Origin of the sequence: Flavobacterium subsaxonicum WB 4.1-42 = DSM 21790 (genome assembly GCF_000422725.1) — a bacterium.
Classification (GTDB): Bacteria; Bacteroidota; Bacteroidia; order Flavobacteriales; family Flavobacteriaceae; genus Flavobacterium; species Flavobacterium subsaxonicum.
The window spans coordinates 60,662-87,649 of record NZ_KE383911.1 but is presented as its reverse complement, the minus strand read 5'-3'; the positions used below and the strand labels follow the sequence as shown (position 1 = coordinate 87,649).

Genomic DNA, 26,988 nt, shown 5'->3' with positions numbered 1-26,988 from the left:
AAAATTTACAGGATACCGCGTGCCTTAATTTCCAGATATTTATTGATGCTGTCTATGGTAAGGTTTTCGGGTTTTGTGAGCACCGAATAGATACCGTATTTCATCAGTTCGTTTACAATAAGCCTTTTTTCGAAGGCGAATTTCTCGGCAATAACCTGGTCATAAATTTCCTGAATGTTACCCGCTTTTTTATGAATAAGGTCTTCAAGTTCGGTATTCTCAAAAAACACTACAACCAACAGGTGGTTCTTGGCAATACCTTTTAAGTAGGGTAACTGGCGTTTAAGGCCATCGAGCGTTTCGAAATTGGTGTATAAAACAATCAGGCTGCGCTGGGTAATGTTCTTTTTAATATCGGCGTAAAGGCGGCCAAAATCGCTTTCAAAAAAGTCGGTTTTAATGTTGTAAAGGCTTTCCAGTATTTTTTGCATCTGGCTCGACCGCCTTTCGGCAGCTACGCGGTTCTCTATTTTTTTAGAGAATGCAAACATACCCGCCTTGTCCTGCTTTTTAAGGATAACGTTAGAGAGCACCAGCGTTGCGTTAATGGCATAATCCAGCAGGCTCAGGCCGTTAAAAGGCATTTTCATAACACGGCCCTTATCTATGGCCATGTACACGTTTTGCGAACGCTCGTCCTGAAACTGGTTAACCATAAACTGGTTTTTCTTGGCCGTGGCCTTCCAGTTAATGGTACGGATGTCGTCTCCGGATACATACTCCTTAATTTGCTCAAACTCCATAGTGTGCCCAATACGGCGTATTTTTTTTAACCCGTACTGAAACAGCCTGTTGCTAAAGGCCATGAGGTCGTACTTGCGCAGCTGAATGTACGATGGGTAGGTGGGTACCATTTGCCCATCGCCAAAGGTAAACCTGCGTGCCACCAAATGCAGCGGAGAGGAGGCGTACACATTAAGCTTACCAAAATAGTATTCGCCACGCTCTGTAGGGCGCAAAAAATACTCAAAGGCATCGGTAATGCCGGCGCCAACCTTGCGGGTAACCTCAAAATTACGCACCTGGAACTGTACCGGTATCTCGTCTATTACCTTAAGCGATACCGGGAAACCGTAGCCGCTTTCTATCCGTATGGTTATCGGGTTCTCGTCTCCGTTAGAGAGTTTTTCGGGCGCTTCCCTAAAGGCGGTAAAGCGCTGGTTGCTGGCAAAAAGCAGCAAAAAGTCGACCACTATAAAGCCCAGGTATATAAACATAAGCAGCCATGTGGCGTTGTACAGTACCGGGAACAAATAAGCCAGCACAAAACATACCAGTATGCCTATAAAAACATAAAAGGTAAAGTTGTTAAGGTATATGCTTTTAAGCCACTTCATTAACGTGGAATTTCTACGGTGTCTATAATCTGCTTGATGATCTGCTCGCTGGTAAGGCCTTCCATTTCGCGCTCCGGCGCTACCATAACGCGATGTTGCAGTACCGGTATGGCGCTTTCTTTAATATCATCGGGCGTTACAAAATCGCGGCCCCTAAGTGCGGCGTAGCCTTTAGAAGCATTTAATATGGCGATAGACGCACGCGGTGACGCCCCTAAATACAAAAAGGCATTCTCTCTTGTATTGGTAACAATCTTGGCAATATATTCTATAAGCTGCGGCTCTATAACAATTTGTTTTACAAGTGCCTGGTATTTAATAATATCGGCTTGCGATAGTACCTTTTTAATATTCTCTAACTTAGGGCGGTCCTGCAAAGCATTTTCACGCTGAAGGATGGCAATCTCTTCGTCTAACTTAGGGTAGTCTATTACAATTTTGAATAAAAAACGGTCTAACTGCGCTTCCGGTAAACGGTAGGTACCTTCCTGCTCAATAGGGTTTTGGGTGGCAATGGTTAAAAACGGCGCTTCCATCTGGTAGGTAGTGCCCTCTACGGTAATCTGGCGCTCTTCCATAACCTCAAAAAGGGCGGCCTGCGTTTTGGCAGGGGCACGGTTAATCTCGTCGATAAGCACAAAGTTAGAAAAGATAGGCCCTTTTTTGAAGGTAAATTGCGATTTAGACATATCGAAAACCGATGTACCCAAAATATCCGACGGCATTAAATCGGGTGTAAACTGTATCCTGCTAAAATCCAGCGACAGTGTTTTGCTCAACAGTTTGGCCGTAATGGTTTTTGCCACACCGGGAACACCCTCTAACAGCACGTGGCCGTTAGATAGTATGGCTACCAAAAGCTGGTCTATCATTTTATGCTGGCCTACAATCACGGTATTAATTTCGTGCTTTACGGCCTCTATGGTTTGGCGCAGTGCCTCTAAATCCAGTCTCGACCTAAAGTTAAGGTTCTCGCTTTCGGGCTCTGCAACGGCAGGTATTATATTTTCTGTTGGGGTAGTTTCCGGCTGGTTGTTTTCCGGCTGTTCTTCCGGGTTTGTTTTTTCAAATTCTATCATAACCTTAATTTTTCGATGGCGTTGTTAATGGCTGCCACTTCTGCTTCCGTACTCTGGAATGCGTGGCGGTGTTTTTTAATTAAACTAACTGTTGTTTGTATATCGGTTACAGGCTTGCCTGTTTTTAAATGCAGTTTTTCTATAAAATTATCGTCGAGAGCGTAGGTATCTATAAGGTACTCGGTACGCACTTTTTCCAGGAAATAGATAATTTTCTTTTCGATAATGGTGTGGTGGTTGCCCTCCATAAAATACAGATTGCCAATGGTTTTGGCAAAATCTACCGTGGTGTTGCGCACGGGGGCAATTTCCGGAATGATGCGCTGCTTTCTCCTGGCATTAAAAAAGATGAATACCACCAGGCCTATCAAACCTAACCATAACGCCCATTTAAGGGCAGGCTCTGATAGTATATAGCGCAGAGGCGATTGCGATACCCCCTGGTTGTTGCGCCCGTTTTGCCAGTACACATTGCCTTTTGGCAGATACGAAACCAGATCTTGCGTATAGTTGTAATGATTTGCCTTAAGCAGGTGGAAGTTACTAAAAACAGCAGGCTGGGTGTGCAGCAAAATGTGGCCACCGCCAAACTTAACCTCTATAAAGTTAGCGTGTTTGCTTTTAAGGGATTCCTGATAGCCCAGCACCTTAATAGTATCGTTAACCGCAATACTGTCAAAATAATTAAGGCCAATGCCCTCGTTATACCAGTAGCGTTTAGACGGATTGTTTTGCAGGCTTATTTGCAGCGAGTCGGCCACAAAATCGGCGCCGGCAATGCTAATATTAAGGGTGTCTAAAAGTTTGCCCGGAAAAGTTTTCATGCTTAGCAGCACCGTGTTGCCATAATCGACAAAATTAAGCAGCTCCTTAACCGATTCTTCGTCCATGTCATCGGACTCATCTATGGTTATAAACGAGCCTTTTATTTTGTACTTGCTGTTATCATAATCGTAACGGGTATCAAAATACTGGTAGGGCGTGGTGCTAAATTTTACTACGCTGTCGCCCGTAAACAGGTTAGGGGCTTCCTCATTAAAAATATACAGCCCTAACGGAATTTTATCTTTAGCGCCATAGGTGGGCGACCAGTCGATGGGTTTTGGGCGCATAGAGTCTATAAACAGGATAAGGCCTATTACAACAGCCACCAGTACGATATAAATTGTGAGTTTCCTGTTCATCTTATAGCGTATTTATGGTTTTTTTAAACGCCCTTTCGGCCTTGGCAAAATTCTTTTCGTCTACCGGAAAATCGCCATACCAGCTATGGTCGTACACGTAAGACAGGTACTCAAAATCGTTTCTCAACAGCGTATCTTTAATTTCGTATAAATAATCGGTATTGGTTTTATCCCAATGCCAGTCTATAATTTCCCTGTTAGACAGCTTTTTAAGCAGCCACAGGTAATAGTAGCGCACGGCAAGCTTATAATCGGCATTGGCCTTGGTCTGGTCGATCAGGCTGCTAAAGTCCATCTCGTGTATGTTCTCTGCATCGGCATCCTGGCTGCCAATATTACCGCGCGAGCGGCCAAAAATCCACATGCCTTCTTTATTAAGTACAGCGCGCGCAATTAAGTATACCACAAAACCAATAATGGCAATGGCAAGTATCCTTATTATCAACCCAGTCCAGTTAGAATCCGATTTCTTGCCGCTTCCGCCAAAAATAGCATCCAGTATGTTGCCCAGCCATTCTAAAAAGCGGTCCCACCAGGTTTTGGTAGCTGCTTTAACCTGGTACTTATATTCGTTACCATCGTACTTTTCTTTAAACCTGGCATCAAACGTACGTGCTTTTACCACAGGTGCAACGGCGGCTGTTTGTGGCAGTGCCATTTTTTTAACGGCCATTTTAGGCGGGTCTTCGGTATAGGTTTCCGCGTCTTCGCCGGTAACGGTATCGCTGGTATACGTAGTATCAGCAACAATAGTGTCGGCATCCTGCTGTGCCGTTACAAAGAGCGGACAGCATAGCAGGGCTATATAGAGTATAAATTTATTCACTGTCGGTTCCTATTTGGTCAATTTCACTGTACAACGTTTTGTTCTCTGTTTGTTCTTTACAGCTGTAATAAATCATGCCGTGCGCCAGCATTAAAATGTTGCTAAAAAAGTAGCTTATGGCAATAGACAGTACAAACAACACCACGGTAATAACAATATTGCCGGACATATCCGGCCCATTGCTTACGGTAAAAAATACTGATGATATAGTAGATGTTATAAGGCTGATGATCATTTGTATGGCAAAGCTAAGGAGCCAGAATATAGCGGTGGTGCCCATATGTGGCCAAAAGTTGCTAAACAACATTTTAAAGCCGTTTTGCATGGCTGTAAAATAACCTGCCTTAGCGGTAAGGTAGTCGTAAAAGCTTAAAAAGAACCAACAGATTACCGCTGCCATTATACCTACCGATACCGGTATGCCAATTATGGTAATAAGCAAAAAAAAGCTTATTACCCCAAGTATAACAAACAGGGGTAAAAAGGTAATGAGCGAAAGTAGCGTAAACACAATAATGCGCCCTGCACTGGCCTTTATCCGGCTTAGCAGCATTTGCGATGTTGGCTTTTCTACATGCTCTAAAAGCGACAGGTACAGTACCGGGAAGCTAAAGTTTAAGAGGCTTAGCATTATAACCAGCAGCAGTGCCAAAAAGCCACCGCCTATAAACAGGCCAACGTTGTTGCTAAAATAGTCCTGTAGCATTTGGGCGGCCTCGGGCGACCCAAACCCGCTAAACATGCTCTCAAAAAATACCCTGCCCACTACAAACAGCAGTACCATTATTAATAGCACAAGCGGGCCAATTACCGTTAGGTAGGTGCTAAAATAGTTTTTGCCGCCCGCTTTTAAAAACACAAAGGTGTCGTTTATAAGCGCGTTAAAGTTGCGTTGTTTATAGAGCTGGAACATGTAACTGCTTTAATTTTTTGTTAACCCTAAACGGGTATATAAGGTAGTACCATGATATGGCGCCAAGTGTTGCTAATATAATAAACAGGTTAAGAGCAATGGGCATATCTGGCGAGTAGCGGGTAATAAAACCCTCCAGCAAACCGGCCGCTATGGTAAAGGGCATGGTGCTGAACCATATTTTGAGTCCGTTCTTTAATCCCATTTTTAAAGACTCTACCCTGGAGTAGGTTTTTGGGAAGAGTATTGCCGCGCCAAAAATAAGCCCTGCGCCGGCCTCTATAATCATGGCAAAAATTTCCATAGAGCCGTGTATCCAAATACCGCGAACGCTTTTCCAGAAAACGCCTTCGCCCTGTTCGTAAAAAAAGTACTGAAAGGCCCCCAGCATAATAGCATTTTGCATTAGTACCCAGGCAGTGCCCAGGCCGCCAAATATGCCCATTATAAAAGAGAAGGCGCCCACCCTTAAATTGTTTAGGGTAATGCCAAAGGCGCTGCCCCAGTTGCTGCCGCTTTTGTAAATGGCTACGGGGTTGCCCTGGTCTATAAATTCGAGGGTTTTATTAACATATTCGTCGCCTAAAATAAGGCGAACGAAGTTTTCATCGTTCATTGCAGAGAGCACGCCAATGGCAGTAAACACAAAAAACAGCAAAAAGGCGTAAAAAATGTAGCGCCTGTTTTGGTAAACAATAAGCGGAACCTCGGTTTTAAAGAAGTAAACCAGCCTGTTGGTATCTTCGCGCTTTGTTTTATATATTTTTTGATAGGTTAAAGCTGCAAGGTGGTTTAAGTAGGTAACGGCTTTGCTTTTAGGGTAATACGTTTGGGCATACGACAAATCGTTAACCAAATGAATGTACAGGCTTGCCAGCTCATCCGGATTTTTCTTAGCTTTACCAAAAATAGCCTGCTCAAATTCAAGCCATTTTTCTTTATTTTGTTTAATAAATGCAACTTCTCTCATAAGTAAGCTAAAATATAAAATATGTCACAACTATCTATAACTACTACACAAAATGTGAATATTAATTTTAATACGGCCTCGGTAGGCGAGCGCATATTGGCCTATCTGCTTGATTTGCTGGTGTGGATAGCCTATATGGTGGTGTTGTTTGCCATAGTGTTTCCGCTTACCGGTTTCGAAGATGTAATAGATGGCCTTGATGGGTGGTCGCAAAATGCCGTGTATGGCTTTTTTATGCTGCCCGTAATGTTCTACACCTTGTTTTTAGAAAGCCTGCTGGAAGGGCAAACCATTGGCAAACGCATTATGAAAACCAAGGTTATAAAGATAGACGGCTACCAGGCCGGCTTTGGCGATTACCTGGTGCGCTGGCTCTTCAGGATGGTAGAGGTAACCAGCATAATGGGCGTTATTGGCCTTATAACCCTAATGACGAGCAAAAAAACGCAGCGCCTGGGCGATATGGCAGCTGGCACGGCAGTAATATCACTTAAAAATGATATTACCATTAACCATACAATTTTGCGCGAGGTGGCTAATAATTACGTGCCGGTGTACCCGCTGGTAATTAAACTTAGCGATAATGATGTGCGTATCATTAAAGAAACGTTTGACAACAGTTACAAATCGGCAGATTTTGAAATGATGGAAAAACTGCAGGTAAAAATCGAGACGGTTACGGGTATAAAATCGGTTAGCAAAAATGCCATGGCTTTTGTAGATACCGTTTTGGAAGATTACAATTACTACACCCGAAATATGTAGGCCAAAGTAGCGAATCTCGAAGTCTAAAAGTGAAATATTAAGGGGTAAAAGAGCAAAATTTCTAATTCAAATTCCAAAATTGACACTTTCAAAATTTACATTTTAGTGTTTGCTTTTTGTGCTTAAATTGGGTTCTTACTTTTCGTAATTCATAATTTGAAATTCGTACTTAAAATAATTATATCTTTGATTATCAAACCTCCACGATATGAAAGATAAAATTACATTACCCTTACTGTATTGTTTTACAGCACTTATAACAGCCGCAACTGCACTCGCGCAGGATATCCCCGTAGCTGACAACCTTGTGGCTAAGCTGCCTCCTATACCTGTAAGCATTGCCCAGGCCGTTAAACCCTATACCGATGCCCGTGGTGCCTACCTTTCGGCGTGGCATCCTGCTAAGAAAGAGCTACTTATAGAAACCCGCTTTGGTAATACTACCCAAATTCACCAGGTAAAAATGCCGCGTGGCGACCGCAAGCAGCTCACTTTTTTTGATGAAGCACCATCAGGTGTTAGTTATCAGCCGGTTACGGGAAGTTATTTCCTGTTCACCAAAGATAAAGGCGGCGATGAATTTGCAGGCCTTTACCGTTTTGACTACAGCACGGGCAAAAGCACATTACTGGCCGGTGCACCTAAGTCGCAGAATGGCAACGTAGTATGGAATAAATCGGGCACTAAAATACTTTACACCAGCACCCGCAGGAATGGCGCCGACCGTGATGTCTATATTATGGATCCGCTTCATCCTGAAGGAGATATGAAACTGTTGGATGTTGCCGGCGGTGGCTGGGATATTGCCGACTGGAGTGATGACGAGAAGTTGGTGCTGCTTAGTAACTATGTGTCGGTTAACGAGATACATACCTATATATACGATATGGTAACAGGCAAGCTCACTAAATTCTTACCTAAAAAACAGGAACGTGCTATTTACTCGGGCCTGCAGTTTACCCCTGATAATAAGGGCATTTACCTTGGCACTAACGTGGGCAGCGAGTTTGTAAAGCCCGCTATTGCTGATGTTGCCACCGGTAAAATAACACACCTTGTTACTACAATTAATTGGGATATAGATAATTATAAAATTACTAAAGAAGGTAAAAAGGCTGCCTTTATAACTAACGAAGCCGGTGCCTCTAAGCTTTACATTCAGGATCTTAACACTAAAAAATACGAGCCTGTTACGGCATTGCCTACAGGTGTTATAACCGATCTTGAATGGCACAATGATGGTGTTACCCTTGGGTTGGCATTTGGTACATCTACTTCAAGTTCTGATGTTTATGATTATAATATCCAGACCAAACAGCTTACACGATGGACGGAAAGTGAACTTGGCGACATGAACCTGGATGGCATAGGCGAGCCCGAACTTATTAAGTGGAAGAGCTTTGACGGCCTGGAGATATCAGGGTTTTTATACAAAGCCAATAAAAAGTTTACCGGGCCAAGACCTGTTATTATAATGATACACGGCGGGCCGGAAGGGCAGTCACGCCCCACATTCTTAAGTCGTTACAATTATTATCTGAACGAATTGGGTATCGATCTGATCTATCCTAACGTGCGCGGAAGCGTTGGCTACGGCAAAACCTTTACCGACCTGGATAATGGCTTTAAGCGCGAAGACAGCGTTAAAGACCTTGGCGCACTAATAGACTGGATAGGCAAGCAACCGGGTTTAGATGCATCGCGCATTATGCTAATGGGCGGTAGCTATGGCGGTTACATGACGCTGGCTGGGGCATTTCATTTTAATGATAAAATTCGCTGTAGCGTTGATATAGTGGGTATTAGTAACTTTAATACCTTTCTTAAAAATACCGAGAGCTACCGCCGCGATTTGCGCAGGGTAGAGTATGGCGATGAGCGCGATGCTAAGATGGCGGCTTTCTTCGAAAAGACTGCCCCACTAAATAATGCCCAGAAAATTACCAGGCCCATGTTTATCATTCAGGGCAAGAACGACCCGCGTGTGCCCTATACCGAAGCTGAGCAGATGGTAGGTAAGATACAGGCTAACAACGGAGTAGTGTGGTACCTGATGGCTAATGACGAGGGCCACGGTTTCAGGAAAAAGAACAATCAGGATTTTATGTTCTATGCAGTGACTAATTTTGTGAAGGAATACCTCCTTAAGTAAATATCTTATTTTTAATATATTACAAAAGGCTACATCGATGTAGCCTTTTTTGTATTTTGTGGGTATTCATTTTTTACATAAAATATTCACTTATTGGTTAAATCCGACGTTTTTTCAATCTATTAATAGGAAAACCACTATTAAGTAGTCAGTTTTATAACAATATCTCCAAATTGAAAATCAGGTAAAATTTTAATTTCGTAAGAAAATATTTCCCAAACCATCTCTTAACATGTTGATAACTTTTAATAACTCGTTTTTTAGTAAGATTTACCATGATAATATTAAAAATCAGGCAGTTAAAAGTGTTAAAGTCAAAATTTGATTAACATAACAGATTATTAAATTTTAAATTTATAATCCACACTATTAATCAATTAAAGGCCAAAACGAATCATGATGAAGAGAACTTTACTTACCGGATTATTGTTAATTATTACAATGTTTACTGCCGTTGCCCAATCTGATAAAGACAATGCGCAGGAAGAATCTCAAAATTTAGTTGCACATAGGGTAGAGCAGGGCGAAACAGTAATGCTTATCTGCAAAAAATACCTTATTACGCCACCCGATATTTACAAGCATAATCCCGATGCAATAGAGGGCATTAGCTATAATATGGTACTGCAAATACCGGTAGATAAAAAGCTGGACGTAAAGCCTAAAGCAAAAAACAGCAGTGTTGCTGCTAACTCTAAACAACTTACACAGGGTGTCTTAGGTAAAAACAGGTAAGGTTTTACGTGTTTTAACTTAAAATTATGTATTTAAAATTAGCAATTAAGCCGCTGTAAAAACTAACTTTGCAGCGGCTTAATTGTTTAAAAACATACGTATGAAATATCTGGTAGTATTATTTTTTTCGCTTATTTGCTCTGTGTCTGCCTACGCGCAGGATTATACCAAACATAAGGTAGAAAAGGGCGAGACTGTGGCAAGCATTGCTAAAAAATACAAAATTACCCCGTACGATGTTTACCGCCTTAACCCCGATGCCAAAAACGGCTTAAAGACTGATACCATACTGCTTATACCGGATGGCAAGACCAAACCTGTTGCAGAGCCTGCAAAAGAGCAGCCTACAAAAGTGGCCAACCAGGTACACGAGGTGGCTGCTAAAGAAACCCTTTACAGCATTGCCAAAAAATACAATATTACCGTACCCGATCTTGAAAAGGCTAATGCCGATGCACTTAAGGACGGCCTAAAAATGGGTCAGCAACTGGTTATACCTATTAAAGGCAGCGGTGTAGAAGCCCAGGCTAAAGTGGCCGAAAAACAACAGGCTAAGAAAAACGAGCCATCGTACTTTTTTCATGTTGTAGAGGCCGGCGAAACCAAATACAGCATTGCCAAAAAATTTGGTATGTCGCTGCAATTGCTGGAAGAGCTTAACCCAGAGGTTAAAGATACCCTGCCGTTAGGCTTTAAGCTTAAGCTGGCTAAAGATGCCATTATTGCCGAGGTAGAAGCCCCTGCAGTGGTTCCTGTGCCTGCAAAACAAGCGTATACAGATTATACCGTTCAGCCTAAAGAAACGTTTTACAGCCTTGGTAAAGCCACCGGCCTTACCGAAGAGCAAATTGTTGCCCTTAACCCCGATGCTAAAGACGGGCTTAAAGAAGGTATGGTGCTTAAATTGCCTACCAACGCGCCAACCCCGGTGGCACTGCCTGCAACTATGGGTTCTATAACAGGCCTGGCAGCTACCATTAAAAAAGGAGAGCAAAAAGAGCTTGCCCTGCTGTTGCCCTTTAACCTGTACAGGGTTGAGAGCGATACGGTGCGTTCTAAACTGCTGCGTACCGATAAATTCATCAACCTTACGTTAGATTTTTATGCCGGTGCCCTTGTGGCAATAGATTCGGCTAAGGCAATGGGCCTTCCGTTAAAGGTAAAAATAGTAGATTCTAAAGAAACGTCTAAATCGTCTGACCTGTCTTCTTTAAAAGGTAGTATCTCAGGTGCCGATGTAATTATTGGTCCGTTTTTCCAGGCCCATGCAGAGTCGGCAGCGGCTATGTTCCCGGCAATTCCGGTAATATCGCCACTGGCAAAAGACGCCAGCAAACCTTATAAAAACCTGTACCAGTCCATACCAACAGACGAAAGCATGCGCCTGGCACTTATAAAATACCTGCGCAGTAAAGGCGGCAATGTGGTGGCTATTGTAGATGCTAAAAAGGCCAGCTCTAAAGAATTTATAAAGGCTAATTTTCCTGAAGCGCGTTTTGTAGAGGGTGGTATTACTACAGATAATATTAAGGCACTGCTTAGTAAAGATAAACCTAACTACGTGCTTTTAGATGCCGAGGGCATTACTACCATTGCAGGTACTACAAAGCTGCTGGAAGAAATTCAGGCAACCTATAACATTCAGCTTGCTGTAATGGATAAGACTGACAAGTTAGACCATGATGAGGTGCCGCTGGCAAGGCTTATCAAGCTTAAAATGTTGTACCCGGCCTTTATGCGCGACGACGAAACTCCGCAAACCCTATTATTCGCAAAAGTATTCAGGGAAAAGAACGGTTACTCGCCGTCTACCTACGCAACACGTGGTTTTGATGTTACTTTTGATGCCATACTGCGCCTTTTTCAACCCGAAGACCTTGTTACGGTTTTGGGTACAAAAGCATCAGAGCAAGTGCAGAACAGGTTTATATACACGGCACAAAACGGTGGTAACTATAACACGGGCGTGTACATTATGCAATACGACACTGACTTTAACGTAATACAAGCACAATAACACATGACATCTAAAGTAACATACCTGGGCGATCTTCGCACATCATCAATACATATAGCATCGGGCAGCGAGATAATATCCGATGCACCAATAGATAACAACGGCAAAGGCGAAGCGTTTTCTCCAACCGATACCGTTGCCAACGCACTGGCAAGCTGCATGCTTACCGTTATGGGTATTAAAGCCCGTGATATGGGTGTTAGCCTTGACGGGTCTGTAGCTGAGGTTACCAAAACCATGCAGGCCGAACCAAGAAAAATATCGGGTATAAAAGTAGTGTTTAGCATGAAAAGCGATGCTGACGAAAAATCACGTACTATACTGGAGCGTGTAGCGTTAACGTGCCCTGTACACCAAAGCCTGCATCCGGATATGGTTAAAGACGTGGTATTCAATTGGTAAATAAAACATCCTGATTGAAAAGAATAAAATTCAAATTTTGAATAAATATCTAAAAAATACCCATTAATGGGTATTTTTTTTGGTTATAATTTTGTGCAAATTTGCAATGTAAATATTCGATTGTAGTTGAATAGTCACCATTTTATAAGCCCCATTTATAACAATGTGCTATTTTTGCCCCTGCTAACACAGGGGTTTTTTTATTCCCGCTAATACCACCTATCTTTTGGATGCCCAACACCAGTTTCTTATAAAGCTTGCCCATAGCAAAATGCCCTTTGGCAAGTACGAAGGCTACTATCTTATCGACCTTCCGGAATATTACGTTGTTTGGTACAACAACAAAGGTTTCCCAAAAGGAGAACTGGGGCTTATGCTGCAACAGGTGTATGAACTAAAGCTTAACGGACTCGAAATTTTAATAAAGAATATTAAAAAGCAGTACCCTAAGCCGAGGTAATATAGCAATGAATTTATTTTGTTTACGTTATTATTTGTAATTTTACATTATATACAATCGATATGGATAATCCTGCATTAAAATTAGAATTATTAGACTGGCTAATGCATTTAGAAGATGATGTGAAAATCAGACAAATTCTAAGCATTAAAAATGAATCTATCGACGATATAGTCGCTTACACAACTACAGGTAAGTCATTGACAAAATCACAATATATTTCAGAAATTGAAAAAGGTTTTGATGATATTAAAGCAGGGCGTTTAAAAACGTCTCAGCAATTAAAAGATAAGTATCGAATAAATGAATAGCCCTAATGTATTCTGGACATTAGAGGCTGAAAATGATATTGACGCTATCTATGAATATTATTTTGAGAAATCTCCTGATGCAGCTGCACGCATAATTAATGATATAATTAATTCGGCAGAAAGTATGGTTCACAGCACAGTTTCAAATCGAGGAATATAGAATTAATGTCCGCAGAATTATTATTAGAAATTATAAAGTACTTTATACTTTCGAGGATGAAATCGTTAATGTGCTAAGGGTGTTTGATACAAGACAAAATCCTTCTAAAATGTGATTGCTTGTTTTAAGCACTGCCATTATTGAATTATACCTGCGTTATTTTATGTAGGCTACTTCTGACGATGTGTCAGCAAATATGCTAAAGTAAATTTTAGGCTGCCAGTGGTATAATAATTGACTAACTACCATATCGTTGCATTAACAAATCGTTACATTGGTAAATTGCTTTTGCAATCAATTAATTTTCGTACTTTTGCAGCGTTTTTTACAACAACAACACAACAACAGGAGGAATTACAATGAATCAGACAAAGTATATTTTTGTTACCGGAGGTGTTACATCTTCCCTTGGTAAGGGAATTATTGCAGCTTCGCTGGCAAAACTATTGCAGGCAAGGGGATACAGGACAACAATCCAAAAATTTGACCCGTACATTAACGTAGACCCGGGTACGCTAAACCCGTACGAACACGGAGAATGTTATGTTACCGATGATGGTGCCGAAACCGATTTGGATCTTGGCCACTACGAGCGTTTTTTAAATGTGCCTACAAGCCAGGCCAACAATGTTACCACCGGAAGGGTTTACCTGTCGGTTATAGAAAAAGAAAGAAGAGGCGAATTTTTAGGTAAGACCGTTCAGGTTGTACCTCACATAACCAACGAGATCAAGGAGCGCATGCAGCACCTTGGCAACTCGGGCGATTATGATATTGTAATTACTGAAATTGGTGGTACCGTAGGTGATATCGAATCACTTCCTTACATTGAGTCGGTTCGCCAGTTAGTGTGGGATCTGGGCGAGAACAACAGCCTTGTAATTCACCTTACTTTAGTGCCTTACCTTGCAGCTGCGGGCGAGCTTAAAACCAAGCCAACGCAACACTCTGTTAAAACATTAATGGAGAGCGGTATTAAAGCCGATATACTTGTTTGCCGTACAGAGCACGAACTATCGTCTGACCTTAGGCACAAGCTTGCGTTGTTTTGCAACGTAACCAGAGAGTCGGTTATACAATCTATCGATGCCTCTACAATTTACGATGTTCCTAACCTTATGTTAGAAGAAGGTTTAGATAAAATATCGCTTAAAAAATTAGACTTACCAGAAAAGAACACTCCGGATCTTAAACAATGGAACCAGTTCCTTTTCAGGCTTAAAAATCCTAAGCATACCGTAAATATTGGCCTTGTGGGTAAATATGTAGAGCTTCAGGATTCATACAAATCAATATTAGAGGCGTTTATACATGCAGGTTCGGCAAACGAAACTAAAGTAAACGTAATAAGTGTACACTCAGAATATATCGACAAAGAAAACGCTGCCGAGAAACTTTCAGGCCTTGATGGTATACTTGTAGCACCGGGCTTTGGCGAAAGGGGTATTGAGGGTAAAATAGAAACGGTTCGTTTTGCAAGAGAAAACAACATCCCATTCTTTGGTATTTGTTTAGGTATGCAAATGGCGGTTATAGAGTTTTCAAGAAACGTGTTAGGCTGGAAAGAGGCTAACTCTACCGAGATGAACGAGCACACGGCATACCCGGTTATCAACATCATGGAAGAGCAAAAAACAATTACAGACAAAGGTGGTACAATGCGCCTTGGTGCCTGGAAATGTACACTTACAGATGGTAGCCTTGCAAGCAAAATATACAACGGGCAAACTGATATTTTAGAGCGTCACCGTCACCGTTACGAGTTTAACGGCGCTTACCTTAAAGAGCTTCAAAATGCAGGCCTTAGCACTACAGGTGTAAACCCTGATACCGGCCTTGTAGAAATTATAGAAATAAACAGTCACCCATTCTTTATCGGGGTACAATACCACCCAGAATATAAAAGTACGGTTGCTAACCCGCACCCGCTATTTGTAAGCTTTGTTAAAGCTGCAGTAGCAAAAAAAAGTAAATAAGCGCTAAGCGCATAAGTTTTGGCAGATGCCGGAACGCATAAAGTGAATCAATCTTAAAACTAAATGGAAGAAAAAAAGTTAGACTTAAAAACCATCATCGGCTTCGGTTTAATAATGGTGCTGTTGCTATACATGATATACAACAACAGTGCAGAAAACGAAAAAGAGAGTAGTGAGAAGGCAAAAAAAGAGCAGGTAGACAAAGCAAAGGCTAAACAAATACCTGAGCAAAAAACAGCTGCTGTTACAGATTCTACTTTAAGCGATTCGGTACGAATTCAAAAATTAAAAGGTTCGTTAGGGGCTTTTGCTTACAGCGCAACGTTGCCATCTGCTAAAGATACCGTTACAGAAATTAATAGTAAACTGCTTACCCTTCGCATAGCCAACAAAGGTGGTTATATAGCCGAGGCTAACCTTAACAGTTACGAGCAGTTTAGCAAAGGTTCTAACAAGCGCGTAGAACTTATTAAAGGTAACAACGCAAACTTTAACCTTCAGTTTAAAACGGCCGATAACCGCATACTTAATACAAGCGATATGTATTTTGAGCCGGTTGTTACTACCGAAGGCCAGAACCAGGTATTAACCATGAGGCTTAAAGCCGGTGCCAACCAGTTTTTAGAGTACCGTTATGTACTTAAGCCGGATGATTACATGCTTGATTTCTCTATCCGTTCGCAGGGGCTTGCCCAAATTGTAGACACTTCTAAACCAATGGATTTGGAGTGGGATTTACAAGCGTACAGAAACGAGAAAAGTGTATCGTATGAAAACCGTTATACTAAAATGGTATACGAGTACGAAGATGGTAAAGATGACAACCTTAGCGAAGGTGGCGATGATGCCGATAAGGCAGAAAACGTTAGTTATATAGCGTTTAAACAGCACTTTTTTACGTCGATACTTCTAACCGATACACCGTTTAAAACGGCCGACTTAACATCTGAAAACCTTGTTAAAGATGATAAGATAGATACTACTTATACCAAAAAGTTTACAGCAAAAATGCCTCTTGAATTTAAGGGTGGCGAGCTTAGCTATAACATGAACTGGTACTATGGCCCGTCTGACTATAAAATACTTAACAGCTACGACCGTAACCTTGATGAGGTGATGCCATTGGGCTGGGGCATTTTTGGCTGGATTAACCGTTATGCCTTTATACCGTTATTTACTTTCTTAAGCGGTTTCTTATCTTACGGTATTGCCATTATAGTATTTACAATACTTATTAAGCTTATAATGTCTCCGGTAACGTACAAGTCGTACTTATCGCAGGCTAAAATGAAGGTTATCCGACCTGAAATAACAGAGCTTAACGAAAAGTATAAAAAAGACCCGATGAAAAAACAGCAGGAAACCATGAAGCTGTATACCAAAGCAGGTGTAAACCCCATGGCGGGCTGTTTACCTGCGGTAATGCAAATTCCGGTATTCTATGCGTTGTTCCAGTTCTTCCCGTCGTTCTTTGATTTCAGGCAGCAAAGTTTCCTTTGGGCAAACGATTTATCGTCGTATGATGCCGTAGTGCACCTGCCGTTTTACGTTCCGTTTTACGGTAACCACATCAGCTTGTTTCCAATACTGGCATCGGTAGCCATCTTCTTTTACATGAGGATGACAACAGGCGACCAGTCTATGGCAGCACCTCCGCAGGAAGGTATGCCGGATATGAGCAAGATAATGAAGATAATGATCTACATTTCTCCGGTAATGATGCTAATATTCTTTAACAACTATGCATCGGGCTTAAGTTTGTACTACTTTATCTCTAACCTTATTACAATTGGTATTATGTATGTAATTAAAAACCACATTGTAAAAGAAGAGAAAATTCATGCCATGATACAGGAAAACAAGACCAAGCCTAAAACGCAGGGACGTTTTCAGCGTAAAATGCAGGAAATGATGGAGCAGGCCCAGGAGCAGCAAAAAGATAAAAACAAAAAATAGTTTTCTAAAAGCACTCTTCGGGGTGCTTTTTTGATATTTTAGTATGCAGTTTTTTACTTCCGTTACGCAGATTGAGTGAAGCTAAGGCCTTAAACTTCGTTGCTTTGAACAAATTAGGAGGAGAGGCGTTAAGAATGATTTGCTGTTTGAGCGATAGCAAGTTCAAATCATTTAGCCGAAACGCCTAATTTGTAGCAAAGAAGTTAGAGCCTTGAATTTTTGGTTCTTTTGTTTCAAGACAAAAGAACATACAAAACAATAAAAAACTATATTTCAGGTTTAATAGAATAAACAAAAAGTTATGCAAAAACAGTTGATGGCATTTGTGTTTTTTATAAGTATATGTGCAGGCTTACAAGCCCAGGACAGTAATAAAAATGATGCCGCCGGCAAGCGCCACGGTATGTGGAAAGGCATTTACGAAAAAAGTAAACGCCCACGCTACGAAGGTACTTTTGACCATGGTAAAGAAACCGGCACCTTTAAATTTTTTGAAGATGATGCCAAATCTACACTTGCTGCTACAAGGGTATTTGCCGCCGATGGGTCGTGCATTACAACGTCGTTCGAAAAAGGTGTAAAATCCAGCGAAGGTAAAGAGGTGAACAAACTTAGGGAAGGCGAATGGAAGTTTTACCACCCCGATGGCAAAACGGTAATGTCTATAGAAAACTATACAAAAGGCAAGCTAACCGGCATCCGTAAAGTGTTTTTTGCTGATGGTATTATTGCTGAAGAAGCCCAGTACGCAAACGGATTAAAGAACGGCACGTATAAAAAATTCTCGCCTAAAGGTGTGGTTTTTGAGCAGACTACTTATAAAGATGATAAGCTAAACGGGCCCGCCCTGTTTAACAATGCACAAGGTCAGTTAACATCTAAAGGTGCTTTTACCAACGATGTAAAAACCGGTAAATGGACGTACTATACCAACGGTAAGGTAGTTAAGGAAGAAACCGACGCCGACCGTAAAATAGAGTTAGGCGCAAGGAAACAGCGACCTAACTAAAATTGTTGTATTTTTGCATAAATTTTACAGAAGGAGATTATCATGAAACGTGTAGTAGTAGGGCTTAGTGGCGGTGTAGACAGTAGTGTGGCAGCATACTTACTTATGGAGCAGGGATATGAAGTTATTGGCCTGTTTATGAAGAACTGGCATGACGAAGCTGTTACCATTTCTAACGAATGTCCGTGGCTGGAAGACAGCAACGATGCACTGCTTGTTGCCGAAAAGCTGGGTATACCCTTCCAGACGGTAGACCTGAGCGAACAATATAAAGAGCGTATTGTAGACTATATGTTTAACGAATACGAAAGAGGCCGCACACCCAATCCCGATGTGCTTTGTAACCGCGAGATTAAATTCGACGTGTTTATGAAGATTGCTCTTAGTCTGGGTGCCGATTATGTGGCCACTGGCCATTATTGCCGTAAAGATACTATAGAGGTTAACGGTAAAGAGGTGCACCAGCTGCTTGCCGGTGCCGATGGCAATAAAGACCAATCATACTTTTTATGCCAGCTATCGCAAGAGCAGTTGTCTAAAGCGTTGTTCCCGATAGGGGAATTAACCAAACCAGAAGTGCGCGAAATTGCCGCTAAAATGGAACTGATAACGGCAGAGAAAAAAGACTCGCAAGGGCTTTGCTTTATTGGCAAAGTGCGCCTGCCGGAATTTTTACAGCAGCAGCTTCAGCCTAAAGAAGGTGTTATTTTTGAGGTAGGTGCCGATGCACAAACCTACGCCGAAGCAACGCCGCAATTTACGTCGGTTAAAGAGCAGTTGGCCTATGAGGCTAAAAATATAGCCTATAACCCGCAAATGGGCAAAGTAGTAGGCAAGCACCAGGGTGCACATTACTATACCATAGGGCAGCGCAAAGGCCTTAATGTAGGCGGCACTAAAGAGCCGTTGTTTATTATTGCTACCGATGTAGAAACCAACACGATATACACAGGGCAGGGGCAGAACCACCCGGGCTTGTTCCGTAAAGCGCTGTTTATACAGGAAAACGAAATACACTGGGTACGCGAAGACCTAACCCTTACCGATGGCCAGACAATGGATGTTATGGCGCGCATACGCTACCGCCAGCCGCTTCAAAAGGCTACGCTGCATAAGTTTGATAACGGTATGTACATATCGTTTCAGGATGCACAAAGTGCTATTGCCGAAGGGCAATTTGCTGCATGGTACCACGGCGATGAGCTTATTGGCAGTGGGGTAATATCGTAATTTAATTATAATCAAAATATATAAATGCCCAATGCTTTAATGTGTTGGGCATTTTTTTATATTTTTAAGCTTCAAAATAATCACTATGAAACTGTATTGCCTTCTTTTATTATGTGCTGTTTTAACGTGCTGTTGCAGTAAAACTGAAGCTAATAAAAATAGTAAAATAGTATCAAATATTGTTAGTGACACTTTACTTCCGGCAGATTGTATACCCACAGATTTTACAACGCCTTTAGGTACAAAAATCACTTATATACGTGTAGGTAATGCAGTAAAACTTTCCTGGGGCGATGGCAATTATACCCGAAGCCATGATAGCTTATTTACCTGCGTTGATTATACCGATAGCGGCAGGTGGGATCTTATTCCTAAGTACGAATCGGAAACCAAAAATTATCTGGTTTTTATTAATGTCTTGTCTACGTCCAGCGGAGGCAATCCTGCTCCTATAGATTTTTCGGTAATGGTGCTTCCTAAAAATGTAACCGATTCCATTTATGAAAAAGAAATGTACTTAGACCACGCAGGAGATTACATTATTTATCTTACAGGAGCTTCGGCAGACAGCCTTAGCGTACTTAATTTAGAAACAAAGAAAATACAGATTTGTAGGTTAGATCCTCAACCCTTGATTTTTGCCAAATCACCTACATTTATAATTCAAAAAACTAAAATTAAAAATAAAGTGCTCCATGTTGAATACGAAGACCTCGATAGTAATGATAGCACTGTAATCCGTAAAAATAAATTCAGGTTAGGTATTTAGTTCCATATTATAAATCAATTTTTATTTTAACAACATATTGGCAATTAACAATCAAAAAACTATCTTCGGGGGCATAATAAATTTTCACAGTAAACCTTACCACCTTGAGATTAGAACAATTAACATTTACCCGTTTTATTGCAGCTATAGCCATAGTTATATTTCATTTTGGGGCACAAATAAGCCTGTTTAATAATGGTTATGTTAGCTTTATACGCGAACAGGCCAATATTGGGGTAAGCTACTTTTTTGTGCTTTCGGGTTTTATAATGATTGTAGCCTACAACAGGTTTAATAAAATAGATACTGCCGATTATCTTAAAAACCGCTTTGCGAGGGTATATCCGCTTATAGCAGTATCAGTTATTCCGTTTGTAATGGCTTATTTTTTATTTCCGGGCACGGTAACCTTAACCGAAATAGCCCTTAACTTATCAACACTACAAGCCTGGATTCCGGGTATGGCAACAGTGGGTAACTATCCGCTATGGTCCCTCACGGTAGAAGGTTTTTTTTATCTCTGCTTTCCTTTCCTGTTCAATCATTTCTATAAAAAATATTCAATTGCTAAAATATCAGTAGTTGTTTTTATTATCTGGCTGGTTTCTTTAATAGTGCAGAATTACTTTTTAAACACACCGTTCTATAAAGGCAATGTAACGCCAAGTCACGATTTGCTGTATTACTTTCCGGTAATGCATTTAAACCAGTTTTTAATAGGCAATCTTGCCGGACTGTTTTTTGTAAGCAGGACTATAAACACAAAAAGGCAATACGATATTTTTGTTGTAATTATATTGGCTGTATTGGTTTTGCTTTTAAAATATCCTGTTGGATTAAGCTACCACAATGGGTTTTTGGCTTTAGTGTTTGCCCCGCTAATAGTTGTTATAGCACAAAATACAGGTTTAATAACCAAATTGTTTTGTAAAAAGCCCTTGGTGTTTTTAGGCGAAATAAGCTACGCCATCTATGTGCTTCAAATTCCTGTTTTCGAGACCGGGACCAAGCTTATGGAAAAATTTGGTATTACTACCAATCCTTCTGCAATCTTCTGTATTAATTTTATTATTTTGCTTGTAGCCTCGGCTATATGTCACATTTATATTGAGCTGCCGTTGCGCAACCGTATAAAAAATATAAGGTTAAAGCCGGTGTTTACTAATGGCAACTAAACCCAAGTATAAGCATGCTCTACAACCTCCATACCCATTCTGCTTCCAATAATCATGATGTTTTTGAGGTAGTTAACCGCTATCCGTATGAGGTTATAGATGTGCCGTATTTTTCTACAGGCATCCATCCCTGGCATATCGATATTGATAGAGCAGACGAGCACCTTGCCATTATAGAACAGCGGCTGCAACTACTCAATTGCCTTGCCCTTGGCGAGTGCGGTCTCGATAAACGCATCGATATTCCGTTAAATATTCAGATAGAAGTGTTCGAAAAGCAACTCTTGTTAGCTAAAAAATACCAAAAACCTGTAATTTTGCACCTTGTTGCCGCGTTTCAGGAACTTATAGAAATCAAAAACAGGTTGCAGCCCGGTGTGCCGATGATAGTTCACGGCTACAGCAAAAATGCGCAGGTGGCAAAACAGTTACTTGATAATGGTTTTTACCTGTCGTTTGGCAAGTACCTGCTGCGCAATCCTGAATTATCAGCAGTTTTTGCGGGTGTACCGAAAGACTGTTTCTTTTTAGAGACCGATACGATTGAAGAAGGTATTGCCGAAGTGTACGCTAAAGCAGCATTGGCACGGAATATGGATATAGAGGTGCTGAAAAGCATTGTACAAAATAATTTTAAAAACATTTTTAAGAATGGCTGAATGGACAGAGCGGGCCGAGCTTTTGTTTAAAAAGGAAGGGCTTGAGAAATTAAAAAATGCACACGTTATGGTAGTTGGTTTAGGGGGCGTTGGCTCTTTTGCTGCCGAATTTCTTGCCAGGGCAGGAGTGGGCACCATGACTATTGTAGATGGCGATGTGGTAGATATTACCAATATTAACCGTCAGCTGCCGGCTTTGCATAGCACTGTGGGTCAGCCAAAGGTAAAAATTGTGGGCGACAGGCTTATGGATATTAATCCGGAGCTTAACCTTATCCGTATTCAGGAATTTTTATCGCCGGAGCGTGCTTACGAATTGGTTACACCCGAATATAATTACGTTTTAGACTGTATAGACAGCATTACGCCCAAGCTAAACCTTATTATGTCGGCCAGGCGTAAAAAGGTTAAGATAATAAGTAATATGGGCGCAGGGGGCAAATATGAGGCTGCCAAGGTTAAGGTTAGCGATATTAGCAAAACCAATTACTGCCCGCTTGCCAAAACGGTACGCAAACGCCTTAGAAAGGAAGGAATTTCTAAAGGGGTTAAGGTGGTTTACTCTACAGAGGAACCCGACCAGAGCAGCCTTAAAATGACCGACGGTAAAAACTTTAAAAAATCATTTTTTGGTACTAACAGCTGGATGCCTGCACTATTTGGGCTGCATTCTGCCGAAGCGGTGGTGAAACATATTATTAAAAACTAAAAATCCCCGAAAGGGGATTTTTTAATTATTTAGGTCTAAGGTTTCTATGTTGGTGGGTGCCGGTGTTGCTGGCTTTGCCGCCGGCTTGCTTACAGGCTTACTAACCGGCTTTGTTGTAGCGGGTCTGGTAGTTGTGCCGCCTGTTCCTGTAGCTGGTTTAGGTGTTACAGGTTTAGTTGTGGTTGCAGGTTTTGTGCCTGTTGTAGTAGCGGCCGGTTTGCCGGTAGCAGGTGTGGTAACCGGTTTAGAAAGTCCGGTACTGGCCGGCTTAGTTGTTGATGTCGTTGTAGTGCCCACAGGCCTTGGTTTGGCGGCTGATGGCAGGTAACCTGCCTGACCTGAAGCACGTGGCTTAATGTATGGGTTTTGCACCTCAAGGGCTTCAGGTATAATTTGCGGTGCACCTATAGGTGTATACACATCGGTAACCCAGGTAGAGGGTTTGCGGCTCTGCTCTATGTTTTTGGCATATACTTCTATATAAACACCGGTGCTGTTTTCCTGTAAAGCATTTTCGGCCATGTATTTTTCGGCTGCACTCCACGCCTTCGGCAGGTGCGAATAATCGCCTTTAAGGGTAGTTTTAAGCGCGTTAAAGGCCAATAGTTTGCCGCCTTCATATTCACTGCCGGCAGCGGTAAAAATCTCGTCCTGTATAGGTATGCTAAAGGCATAAGTTGCCTGTTTTGCTACTTTATCAATCGACTTATAAATTATAAAAGGCGAACCTGTAACCGTAATTTTATTTTCCCTTGCAAAAGCAAGCAGCCTTTCAAACGCAGGCCCTGCTTTTTTATTTACATCGGCCATAGATGATGTTGTGGTTTGCCCAAGGTAAAACGCCCCTTTTTTACTAACTATGCCGCCAACTTTTACATTGTACACCTTAAGTTCTTTTACTAAAAAAGTATTCAGGTTTTCTAATCCGCTGGCAAGCGTATTTTTTAGTTTGTTGTTGGTGTTTCCATTAATAAGGGCATACGCTTTTTCGGTAAACGTAAGGTGGCCTTGTACGTTTACAGCAATTTTAGTGCTGTTAAGGGTATCTTTAAACCTCCACGAAATTTGCGATGCAAGATTGTCTATAACCACTTTTTGGCTAATAGAATCGTTAGCTACGGCGTTTATGGTTTGTATGTTGCCGTTGGTTGCATTTTTTACCCATGCCATAGTAGCATTTTTGCCCACCGTATTTTCAGAATAGGTGTATTGCGCGGTGGTATCGGCATTGGTAAGCATGCCAAGGTTTTCCCAGTTTCTGTAGTCGTTTATATAGTTATAAAGTACTGATTTAGGAACGTTTATAACTTTTTCTTCTTTAATATTATATTTTCCTTCCTGCGTAGCAATAAACACTGTAATGGCAATAGAAGCCAGCACCAGCAGTAGAAATATATATTTAACAATTTTCATGTACCGAAAATTTAGATTGTTGTAAAAATATAAATATTTATGTTAACAATCCAAATTAGTTTGAAGAGGCTTAACACGGGTTTATAATAATTTTTTTTGGATATTTTAATTGCAATCTATAAAATCCTGAGGGTAGGGCGATAGGCTTACTTTATCTACCAGGATATAAATATTATCTTCTTTAGTAAAAATCTCAATTTCCTTACTCAGCTCGTTTGCGTTCAGCGTTTTTCTATGGGTAGTGATATTGTATTGCTGCAGCTCGTCGGTAAGATTATAATTAAAGGATATCAACTCCGGATAATCACTTTTAAACTGGATTTTCCAGATGTGCTGCTCGCCCCGCGTGCCGGCATCTTTAAGGCGAAACGATATTTTGCTGTAGCAACTTGTTTTTTGCCAGTCTTCCCAGCCGTTATCGGTTTGAGCCGCCGCAAACTGAACGCCCGTAAGCAATACGAAAAGTAACAGGATATTTTTCATAACTAATTAATTTTAAAATCGGCATCGGTAACGCCTTCATTAATTTTAAGCTGTGTAATACGTTCTTCGCTGGTAAAATTATCTCCTTTTGTGGTTATGGTGTACGGAAATTTAAGTCCGTTTACATCTTTGTAATCAGTAAAATAACTTGTTGTTACTATAAGTTCTTTACCCAATGGCGTACTGGTTTTAGTAGCAATAAGCAGGCTGGTAGCCACACTGTAGTAATTTATAATACCCGAATTTGTTACCGGCTCTATAAAGCTAAGTGCATAGGTTCTTTGGTTGTTAACAATGGCAATGCCTTCGTATTTTAAGCTTTGGCCTTCTAACGGAAGGTTATAATTTTGTAATGGCCTTGGCAGCATAAGCGATGCGTTATATTGCTCAGGACTCATTTTTATATACTTGCTACCATCTTTAACAAAGCCTTCATAACCTTTTAAGGTTACCGTTTCTACAGCTTTACCATTAGTAACTATTTTTTGGTAATTATTAGTGTTGGCTGCTGTTTTAGAGGTTACCTCTTTAGTTATGATTGCACCATCCTGCGCGGTTGTTTTTACAGAACTGATTGTAAGCGTTGTACTAACCGTTTTTAACTTCTCAATTCCTCCTAAAGCTTTAGTATATTTTGCCACGATGTTTTGCGCCATGCCGGGAGCTTCGGCAGGTATAGCAGCCGAATTACTGGCTAAGCCATCTTTTGTGGCAGGTTCTAAACTGGCATTGGGTACAAATTTAGACGTTGTAGTAGCATTATTGTTTAAAGGGAGTATCTGCGTACGGCCAAGGTCAAAATAATTTACAATTTGTAAACCTCGCCTGTAGGGAATAGTAAGGGTATCGGTATCAATACCTTTAGGGCCGTATTTTTTTATGATGAATTTATTATCCACACCTTCCTGTAAAGGCACACGTGCATAGCTAATTGAAGCGGGTAGCGACTGCCAATTACGGGTATCGGCTTTTTCTGTAGCTGCACCGGCAATATCGGCACCAAGCCTAACCAGGTCGCCGAGATCGTTACTACCATCTTTATTATCTTTGGTAGCGCCATCGGCCAGGGCACCTAATAAGGCACTTGCCCCTTTTTTTGTTGCGAAACGCAGCACAAGGTCTATAGTTTCGCGCAGCATACGGTCTTTAAGGCATTGCTTGGCTATAGGATAAAAATCCTGTGCCAACTCAAACTTCTGCTCGTTACCATTTACAAAAATGGATGCTTTGCTGTAATAATTCTCTCTTTTACGGTATTTGGGTATTGCAATGGCATTTACCGTACCAATGTTAATGCCAGATGGAATGGGTATCAGGATGTCTTCCATAACATCACCATCCATATAGGTGGCATAAAAAAAGTAGCCCGTGCCCGATACCGTTAAGATAATCTGGTCTTTGGCGGGGCCAAGGCCGTTTTCCCAAAATACCACAGCCTCTCCGGTAGGGGTGGGCTTAGGCATAGGGGGCATACCCATTTCTTTTTTAGGATTTTTTGCCGATGGCTTGCCACCATTCGAAAAATCCTGTGGTCGAAATTTTTTAAGGTAATCGTTGTGCTCCTGCGTAAAGCCAAGTTGGCGACTGGTGCGCAACAAATCTTCTTTAAGCTGCTCTGGCAAGGGTACATTAAAGTAAGTACCGCCGTTAAGATCGTAAATTTCCTGGGCATTACGGTAAGCAATAAAGGCTCCGTTAATATCGCCGGTGCCTTCGTACAAAATACCCTGGATTATTTGCGAAAAAGCATCTTCTTTATACTTGTTCTTATTGTCAGGATAACGGTCGTTAAGTTCTAATAGCTTAATGTTAATACGCTTGGCTTCTACAAGGGCCTCGTTGGGCATACCCAGGTGCGAATAGTTTAGCGCCTTGTAGTAGTGTATGGTAACTTTCTCAAAATCTTCGCCTTTGTAGGGCTCGGCCATTGGGTTAGTAAACTTAGCCGCAACAGCCTGCCCGGCATTGGTTTTTATCTGGTCGTCTATTAAAATGTAAGCATCTTCAAAAAACTGGTTGCTAACCTCGTAGTTGCCTTTAAGGTGTTCCAGCTTTCCTTTTTCTAAAAGGTACAAAAGCCTGTTCCTGTCTTTTTGCAGAAATTTATTTTTATCTATATTGGCAATGGCATTATCAAAGTTGCCGTTAAGAAGATCACTTTCAATTTCTGAGGTTTTGGAATTGTAAGTCCCACAGGATTGAAAACCAATCAATAACAGTACTGCTGCCGTTTTAAAAATAACGGCACCCGTGTTTTTGGCTGCTTTCATGGCGATGTAAAAAAGGAAGGTTTGCTAC

The 26,988-nt window shown here is 41.3% G+C and carries 25 protein-coding genes; 16 read left to right on the top strand and 9 right to left on the bottom strand.

Going from position 1 to position 26,988, the window contains the following annotated elements; all coding sequences use genetic code 11:
* Window positions 1-5: 5 nt before the first annotated feature.
* The 6 genes from G509_RS0118770 to G509_RS0118745 all read right to left on the bottom strand — a co-directional run bounded on the left by G509_RS0118770 (window position 6) and on the right by G509_RS0118745 (window position 6,309).
* Window positions 6-1,337 (bottom strand): DUF58 domain-containing protein, encoded by a 1,332-nt coding sequence (locus tag G509_RS0118770; RefSeq protein WP_026992950.1) that lies wholly within the window; start codon window positions 1,335-1,337, stop codon window positions 6-8.
* Window positions 1,337-2,338 carry an AAA family ATPase gene (locus G509_RS0118765; protein WP_026992949.1) on the bottom strand — a complete coding sequence of 334 codons (1,002 nt, stop codon included), beginning with the start codon at window positions 2,336-2,338 and terminating at the stop codon, window positions 1,337-1,339. The genes G509_RS0118770 and G509_RS0118765 overlap by 1 nt, the downstream gene beginning before the upstream one ends.
* 74 nt (window positions 2,339-2,412) lie before the next feature.
* Window positions 2,413-3,600, bottom strand: coding sequence for a DUF4350 domain-containing protein (locus G509_RS0118760; protein ID WP_026992948.1), 1,188 nt, complete (start codon window positions 3,598-3,600; stop codon window positions 2,413-2,415).
* Window position 3,601: 1 nt separating this feature from the next.
* Window positions 3,602-4,426, bottom strand: coding sequence for a DUF4129 domain-containing protein (locus G509_RS22525; RefSeq protein ID WP_051200374.1), 825 nt, complete (start codon window positions 4,424-4,426; stop codon window positions 3,602-3,604).
* Window positions 4,419-5,339, bottom strand: a complete 921-nt coding sequence (locus G509_RS0118750; protein WP_026992947.1) for a hypothetical protein — start codon at window positions 5,337-5,339, stop codon at window positions 4,419-4,421. The genes G509_RS22525 and G509_RS0118750 overlap by 8 nt, the downstream gene beginning before the upstream one ends.
* Complete coding sequence (locus tag G509_RS0118745; protein WP_035739343.1) at window positions 5,323-6,309, bottom strand: stage II sporulation protein M; 987 nt, start codon at window positions 6,307-6,309, stop codon at window positions 5,323-5,325. Before G509_RS0118745 ends, G509_RS0118750 begins: the two co-directional genes overlap by 17 nt.
* Window positions 6,310-6,330: 21 nt before the next feature.
* Between G509_RS0118745 and G509_RS0118740 the strand changes: the two genes are divergently transcribed.
* The 16 genes from G509_RS0118740 (at window position 6,331) to G509_RS0118665 (ending at window position 22,794) form a co-directional block, all read left to right on the top strand.
* A complete protein-coding gene (locus tag G509_RS0118740; RefSeq protein ID WP_026992945.1) occupies window positions 6,331-7,074 on the top strand; it encodes an RDD family protein in 744 nt (247 codons plus the stop codon).
* A gap of 208 nt (window positions 7,075-7,282) precedes the next feature.
* Window positions 7,283-9,226 (top strand): S9 family peptidase, encoded by a 1,944-nt coding sequence (locus tag G509_RS0118735; protein ID WP_051200373.1) that lies wholly within the window; start codon window positions 7,283-7,285, stop codon window positions 9,224-9,226.
* 396 nt (window positions 9,227-9,622) lie between these two features.
* Window positions 9,623-9,961, top strand: a complete 339-nt coding sequence (locus G509_RS0118730; protein WP_131450733.1) for a LysM peptidoglycan-binding domain-containing protein — start codon at window positions 9,623-9,625, stop codon at window positions 9,959-9,961.
* A gap of 100 nt (window positions 9,962-10,061) precedes the next feature.
* Window positions 10,062-11,978 (top strand): LysM peptidoglycan-binding domain-containing protein, encoded by a 1,917-nt coding sequence (locus G509_RS0118725; RefSeq protein WP_026992942.1) that lies wholly within the window; start codon window positions 10,062-10,064, stop codon window positions 11,976-11,978.
* A 3-nt stretch (window positions 11,979-11,981) separates the two neighbouring features.
* The gene (locus G509_RS0118720; protein ID WP_026992941.1) at window positions 11,982-12,380 is read left to right on the top strand and encodes an OsmC family protein; all 399 of its coding nucleotides are present in this window, start codon (window positions 11,982-11,984) and stop codon (window positions 12,378-12,380) included.
* 226 nt (window positions 12,381-12,606) lie between these two features.
* Entirely contained in the window at window positions 12,607-12,840 is a 234-nt protein-coding gene (locus G509_RS0118715) for a DUF3820 family protein (protein WP_026992940.1), read from the top strand.
* A gap of 62 nt (window positions 12,841-12,902) precedes the next feature.
* Window positions 12,903-13,151: a hypothetical protein gene (locus G509_RS0118710; RefSeq protein ID WP_026992939.1), complete on the top strand. Its 249-nt coding sequence runs from the start codon at window positions 12,903-12,905 to the stop codon at window positions 13,149-13,151.
* Complete coding sequence (locus G509_RS23880) at window positions 13,144-13,311, top strand: type II toxin-antitoxin system RelE/ParE family toxin (protein ID WP_117590886.1); 168 nt, start codon at window positions 13,144-13,146, stop codon at window positions 13,309-13,311. The genes G509_RS0118710 and G509_RS23880 overlap by 8 nt, the downstream gene beginning before the upstream one ends.
* A gap of 359 nt (window positions 13,312-13,670) precedes the next feature.
* Window positions 13,671-15,287 carry a CTP synthase gene (locus G509_RS0118700; RefSeq protein WP_026992938.1) on the top strand — a complete coding sequence of 539 codons (1,617 nt, stop codon included), beginning with the start codon at window positions 13,671-13,673 and terminating at the stop codon, window positions 15,285-15,287.
* A gap of 63 nt (window positions 15,288-15,350) precedes the next feature.
* Window positions 15,351-17,243: a membrane protein insertase YidC gene (yidC, locus tag G509_RS0118695; protein ID WP_026992937.1), complete on the top strand. Its 1,893-nt coding sequence runs from the start codon at window positions 15,351-15,353 to the stop codon at window positions 17,241-17,243.
* A 301-nt stretch (window positions 17,244-17,544) separates the two neighbouring features.
* Window positions 17,545-18,252 carry a toxin-antitoxin system YwqK family antitoxin gene (locus G509_RS22520; protein WP_242604877.1) on the top strand — a complete coding sequence of 236 codons (708 nt, stop codon included), beginning with the start codon at window positions 17,545-17,547 and terminating at the stop codon, window positions 18,250-18,252.
* A gap of 42 nt (window positions 18,253-18,294) precedes the next feature.
* Window positions 18,295-19,482 carry a tRNA 2-thiouridine(34) synthase MnmA gene (gene mnmA / locus G509_RS0118685; RefSeq protein ID WP_026992936.1) on the top strand — a complete coding sequence of 396 codons (1,188 nt, stop codon included), beginning with the start codon at window positions 18,295-18,297 and terminating at the stop codon, window positions 19,480-19,482.
* An 85-nt stretch (window positions 19,483-19,567) separates the two neighbouring features.
* Window positions 19,568-20,251: a hypothetical protein gene (locus tag G509_RS0118680; protein ID WP_026992935.1), complete on the top strand. Its 684-nt coding sequence runs from the start codon at window positions 19,568-19,570 to the stop codon at window positions 20,249-20,251.
* A 104-nt stretch (window positions 20,252-20,355) separates the two neighbouring features.
* Entirely contained in the window at window positions 20,356-21,426 is a 1,071-nt protein-coding gene (locus G509_RS23190; RefSeq protein ID WP_081663349.1) for an acyltransferase family protein, read from the top strand.
* A 14-nt stretch (window positions 21,427-21,440) separates the two neighbouring features.
* Window positions 21,441-22,085 carry a TatD family hydrolase gene (locus G509_RS0118670; protein ID WP_026992934.1) on the top strand — a complete coding sequence of 215 codons (645 nt, stop codon included), beginning with the start codon at window positions 21,441-21,443 and terminating at the stop codon, window positions 22,083-22,085.
* Window positions 22,078-22,794 (top strand): tRNA threonylcarbamoyladenosine dehydratase, encoded by a 717-nt coding sequence (locus G509_RS0118665; protein WP_026992933.1) that lies wholly within the window; start codon window positions 22,078-22,080, stop codon window positions 22,792-22,794. The genes G509_RS0118670 and G509_RS0118665 overlap by 8 nt, the downstream gene beginning before the upstream one ends.
* 21 nt (window positions 22,795-22,815) lie before the next feature.
* On the opposite strand, the gene G509_RS0118660 is transcribed toward G509_RS0118665, so the two are convergent.
* The 3 genes from G509_RS0118660 to G509_RS23475 all read right to left on the bottom strand — a co-directional run bounded on the left by G509_RS0118660 (window position 22,816) and on the right by G509_RS23475 (window position 26,960).
* Window positions 22,816-24,207, bottom strand: coding sequence for a GyrI-like domain-containing protein (locus G509_RS0118660; protein WP_026992932.1), 1,392 nt, complete (start codon window positions 24,205-24,207; stop codon window positions 22,816-22,818).
* 105 nt (window positions 24,208-24,312) lie between these two features.
* The gene (locus G509_RS0118655; RefSeq protein ID WP_026992931.1) at window positions 24,313-24,690 is read right to left on the bottom strand and encodes a hypothetical protein; all 378 of its coding nucleotides are present in this window, start codon (window positions 24,688-24,690) and stop codon (window positions 24,313-24,315) included.
* A 2-nt stretch (window positions 24,691-24,692) separates the two neighbouring features.
* The gene (locus tag G509_RS23475; protein WP_051200372.1) at window positions 24,693-26,960 is read right to left on the bottom strand and encodes a COG3014 family protein; all 2,268 of its coding nucleotides are present in this window, start codon (window positions 26,958-26,960) and stop codon (window positions 24,693-24,695) included.
* Window positions 26,961-26,988 lie beyond the last annotated feature (28 nt).

Coding starts and splice junctions, on each gene's coding strand:
- G509_RS0118770 (WP_026992950.1), bottom strand. CDS start 1,337: ATGAAGTGGCTTAAAAGCATATACCTTAACAACTTTACCTTTTATGTT.
- G509_RS0118760 (WP_026992948.1), bottom strand. CDS start 3,600: ATGAACAGGAAACTCACAATTTATATCGTACTGGTGGCTGTTGTAATA.
- G509_RS0118750 (WP_026992947.1), bottom strand. CDS start 5,339: ATGTTCCAGCTCTATAAACAACGCAACTTTAACGCGCTTATAAACGAC.
- G509_RS0118745 (WP_035739343.1), bottom strand. CDS start 6,309: ATGAGAGAAGTTGCATTTATTAAACAAAATAAAGAAAAATGGCTTGAA.
- G509_RS0118740 (WP_026992945.1), top strand. CDS start 6,331: ATGTCACAACTATCTATAACTACTACACAAAATGTGAATATTAATTTT.
- G509_RS0118735 (WP_051200373.1), top strand. CDS start 7,283: ATGAAAGATAAAATTACATTACCCTTACTGTATTGTTTTACAGCACTT.
- G509_RS0118730 (WP_131450733.1), top strand. CDS start 9,623: ATGATGAAGAGAACTTTACTTACCGGATTATTGTTAATTATTACAATG.
- G509_RS0118725 (WP_026992942.1), top strand. CDS start 10,062: ATGAAATATCTGGTAGTATTATTTTTTTCGCTTATTTGCTCTGTGTCT.
- G509_RS0118720 (WP_026992941.1), top strand. CDS start 11,982: ATGACATCTAAAGTAACATACCTGGGCGATCTTCGCACATCATCAATA.
- G509_RS0118710 (WP_026992939.1), top strand. CDS start 12,903: ATGGATAATCCTGCATTAAAATTAGAATTATTAGACTGGCTAATGCAT.
- G509_RS23880 (WP_117590886.1), top strand. CDS start 13,144: ATGAATAGCCCTAATGTATTCTGGACATTAGAGGCTGAAAATGATATT.
- G509_RS0118700 (WP_026992938.1), top strand. CDS start 13,671: ATGAATCAGACAAAGTATATTTTTGTTACCGGAGGTGTTACATCTTCC.
- yidC (WP_026992937.1), top strand. CDS start 15,351: ATGGAAGAAAAAAAGTTAGACTTAAAAACCATCATCGGCTTCGGTTTA.
- G509_RS22520 (WP_242604877.1), top strand. CDS start 17,545: ATGCAAAAACAGTTGATGGCATTTGTGTTTTTTATAAGTATATGTGCA.
- mnmA (WP_026992936.1), top strand. CDS start 18,295: ATGAAACGTGTAGTAGTAGGGCTTAGTGGCGGTGTAGACAGTAGTGTG.
- G509_RS0118680 (WP_026992935.1), top strand. CDS start 19,568: ATGAAACTGTATTGCCTTCTTTTATTATGTGCTGTTTTAACGTGCTGT.
- G509_RS0118670 (WP_026992934.1), top strand. CDS start 21,441: ATGCTCTACAACCTCCATACCCATTCTGCTTCCAATAATCATGATGTT.
- G509_RS0118665 (WP_026992933.1), top strand. CDS start 22,078: ATGGCTGAATGGACAGAGCGGGCCGAGCTTTTGTTTAAAAAGGAAGGG.
- G509_RS0118660 (WP_026992932.1), bottom strand. CDS start 24,207: ATGAAAATTGTTAAATATATATTTCTACTGCTGGTGCTGGCTTCTATT.
- G509_RS0118655 (WP_026992931.1), bottom strand. CDS start 24,690: ATGAAAAATATCCTGTTACTTTTCGTATTGCTTACGGGCGTTCAGTTT.
- G509_RS23475 (WP_051200372.1), bottom strand. CDS start 26,960: ATGAAAGCAGCCAAAAACACGGGTGCCGTTATTTTTAAAACGGCAGCA.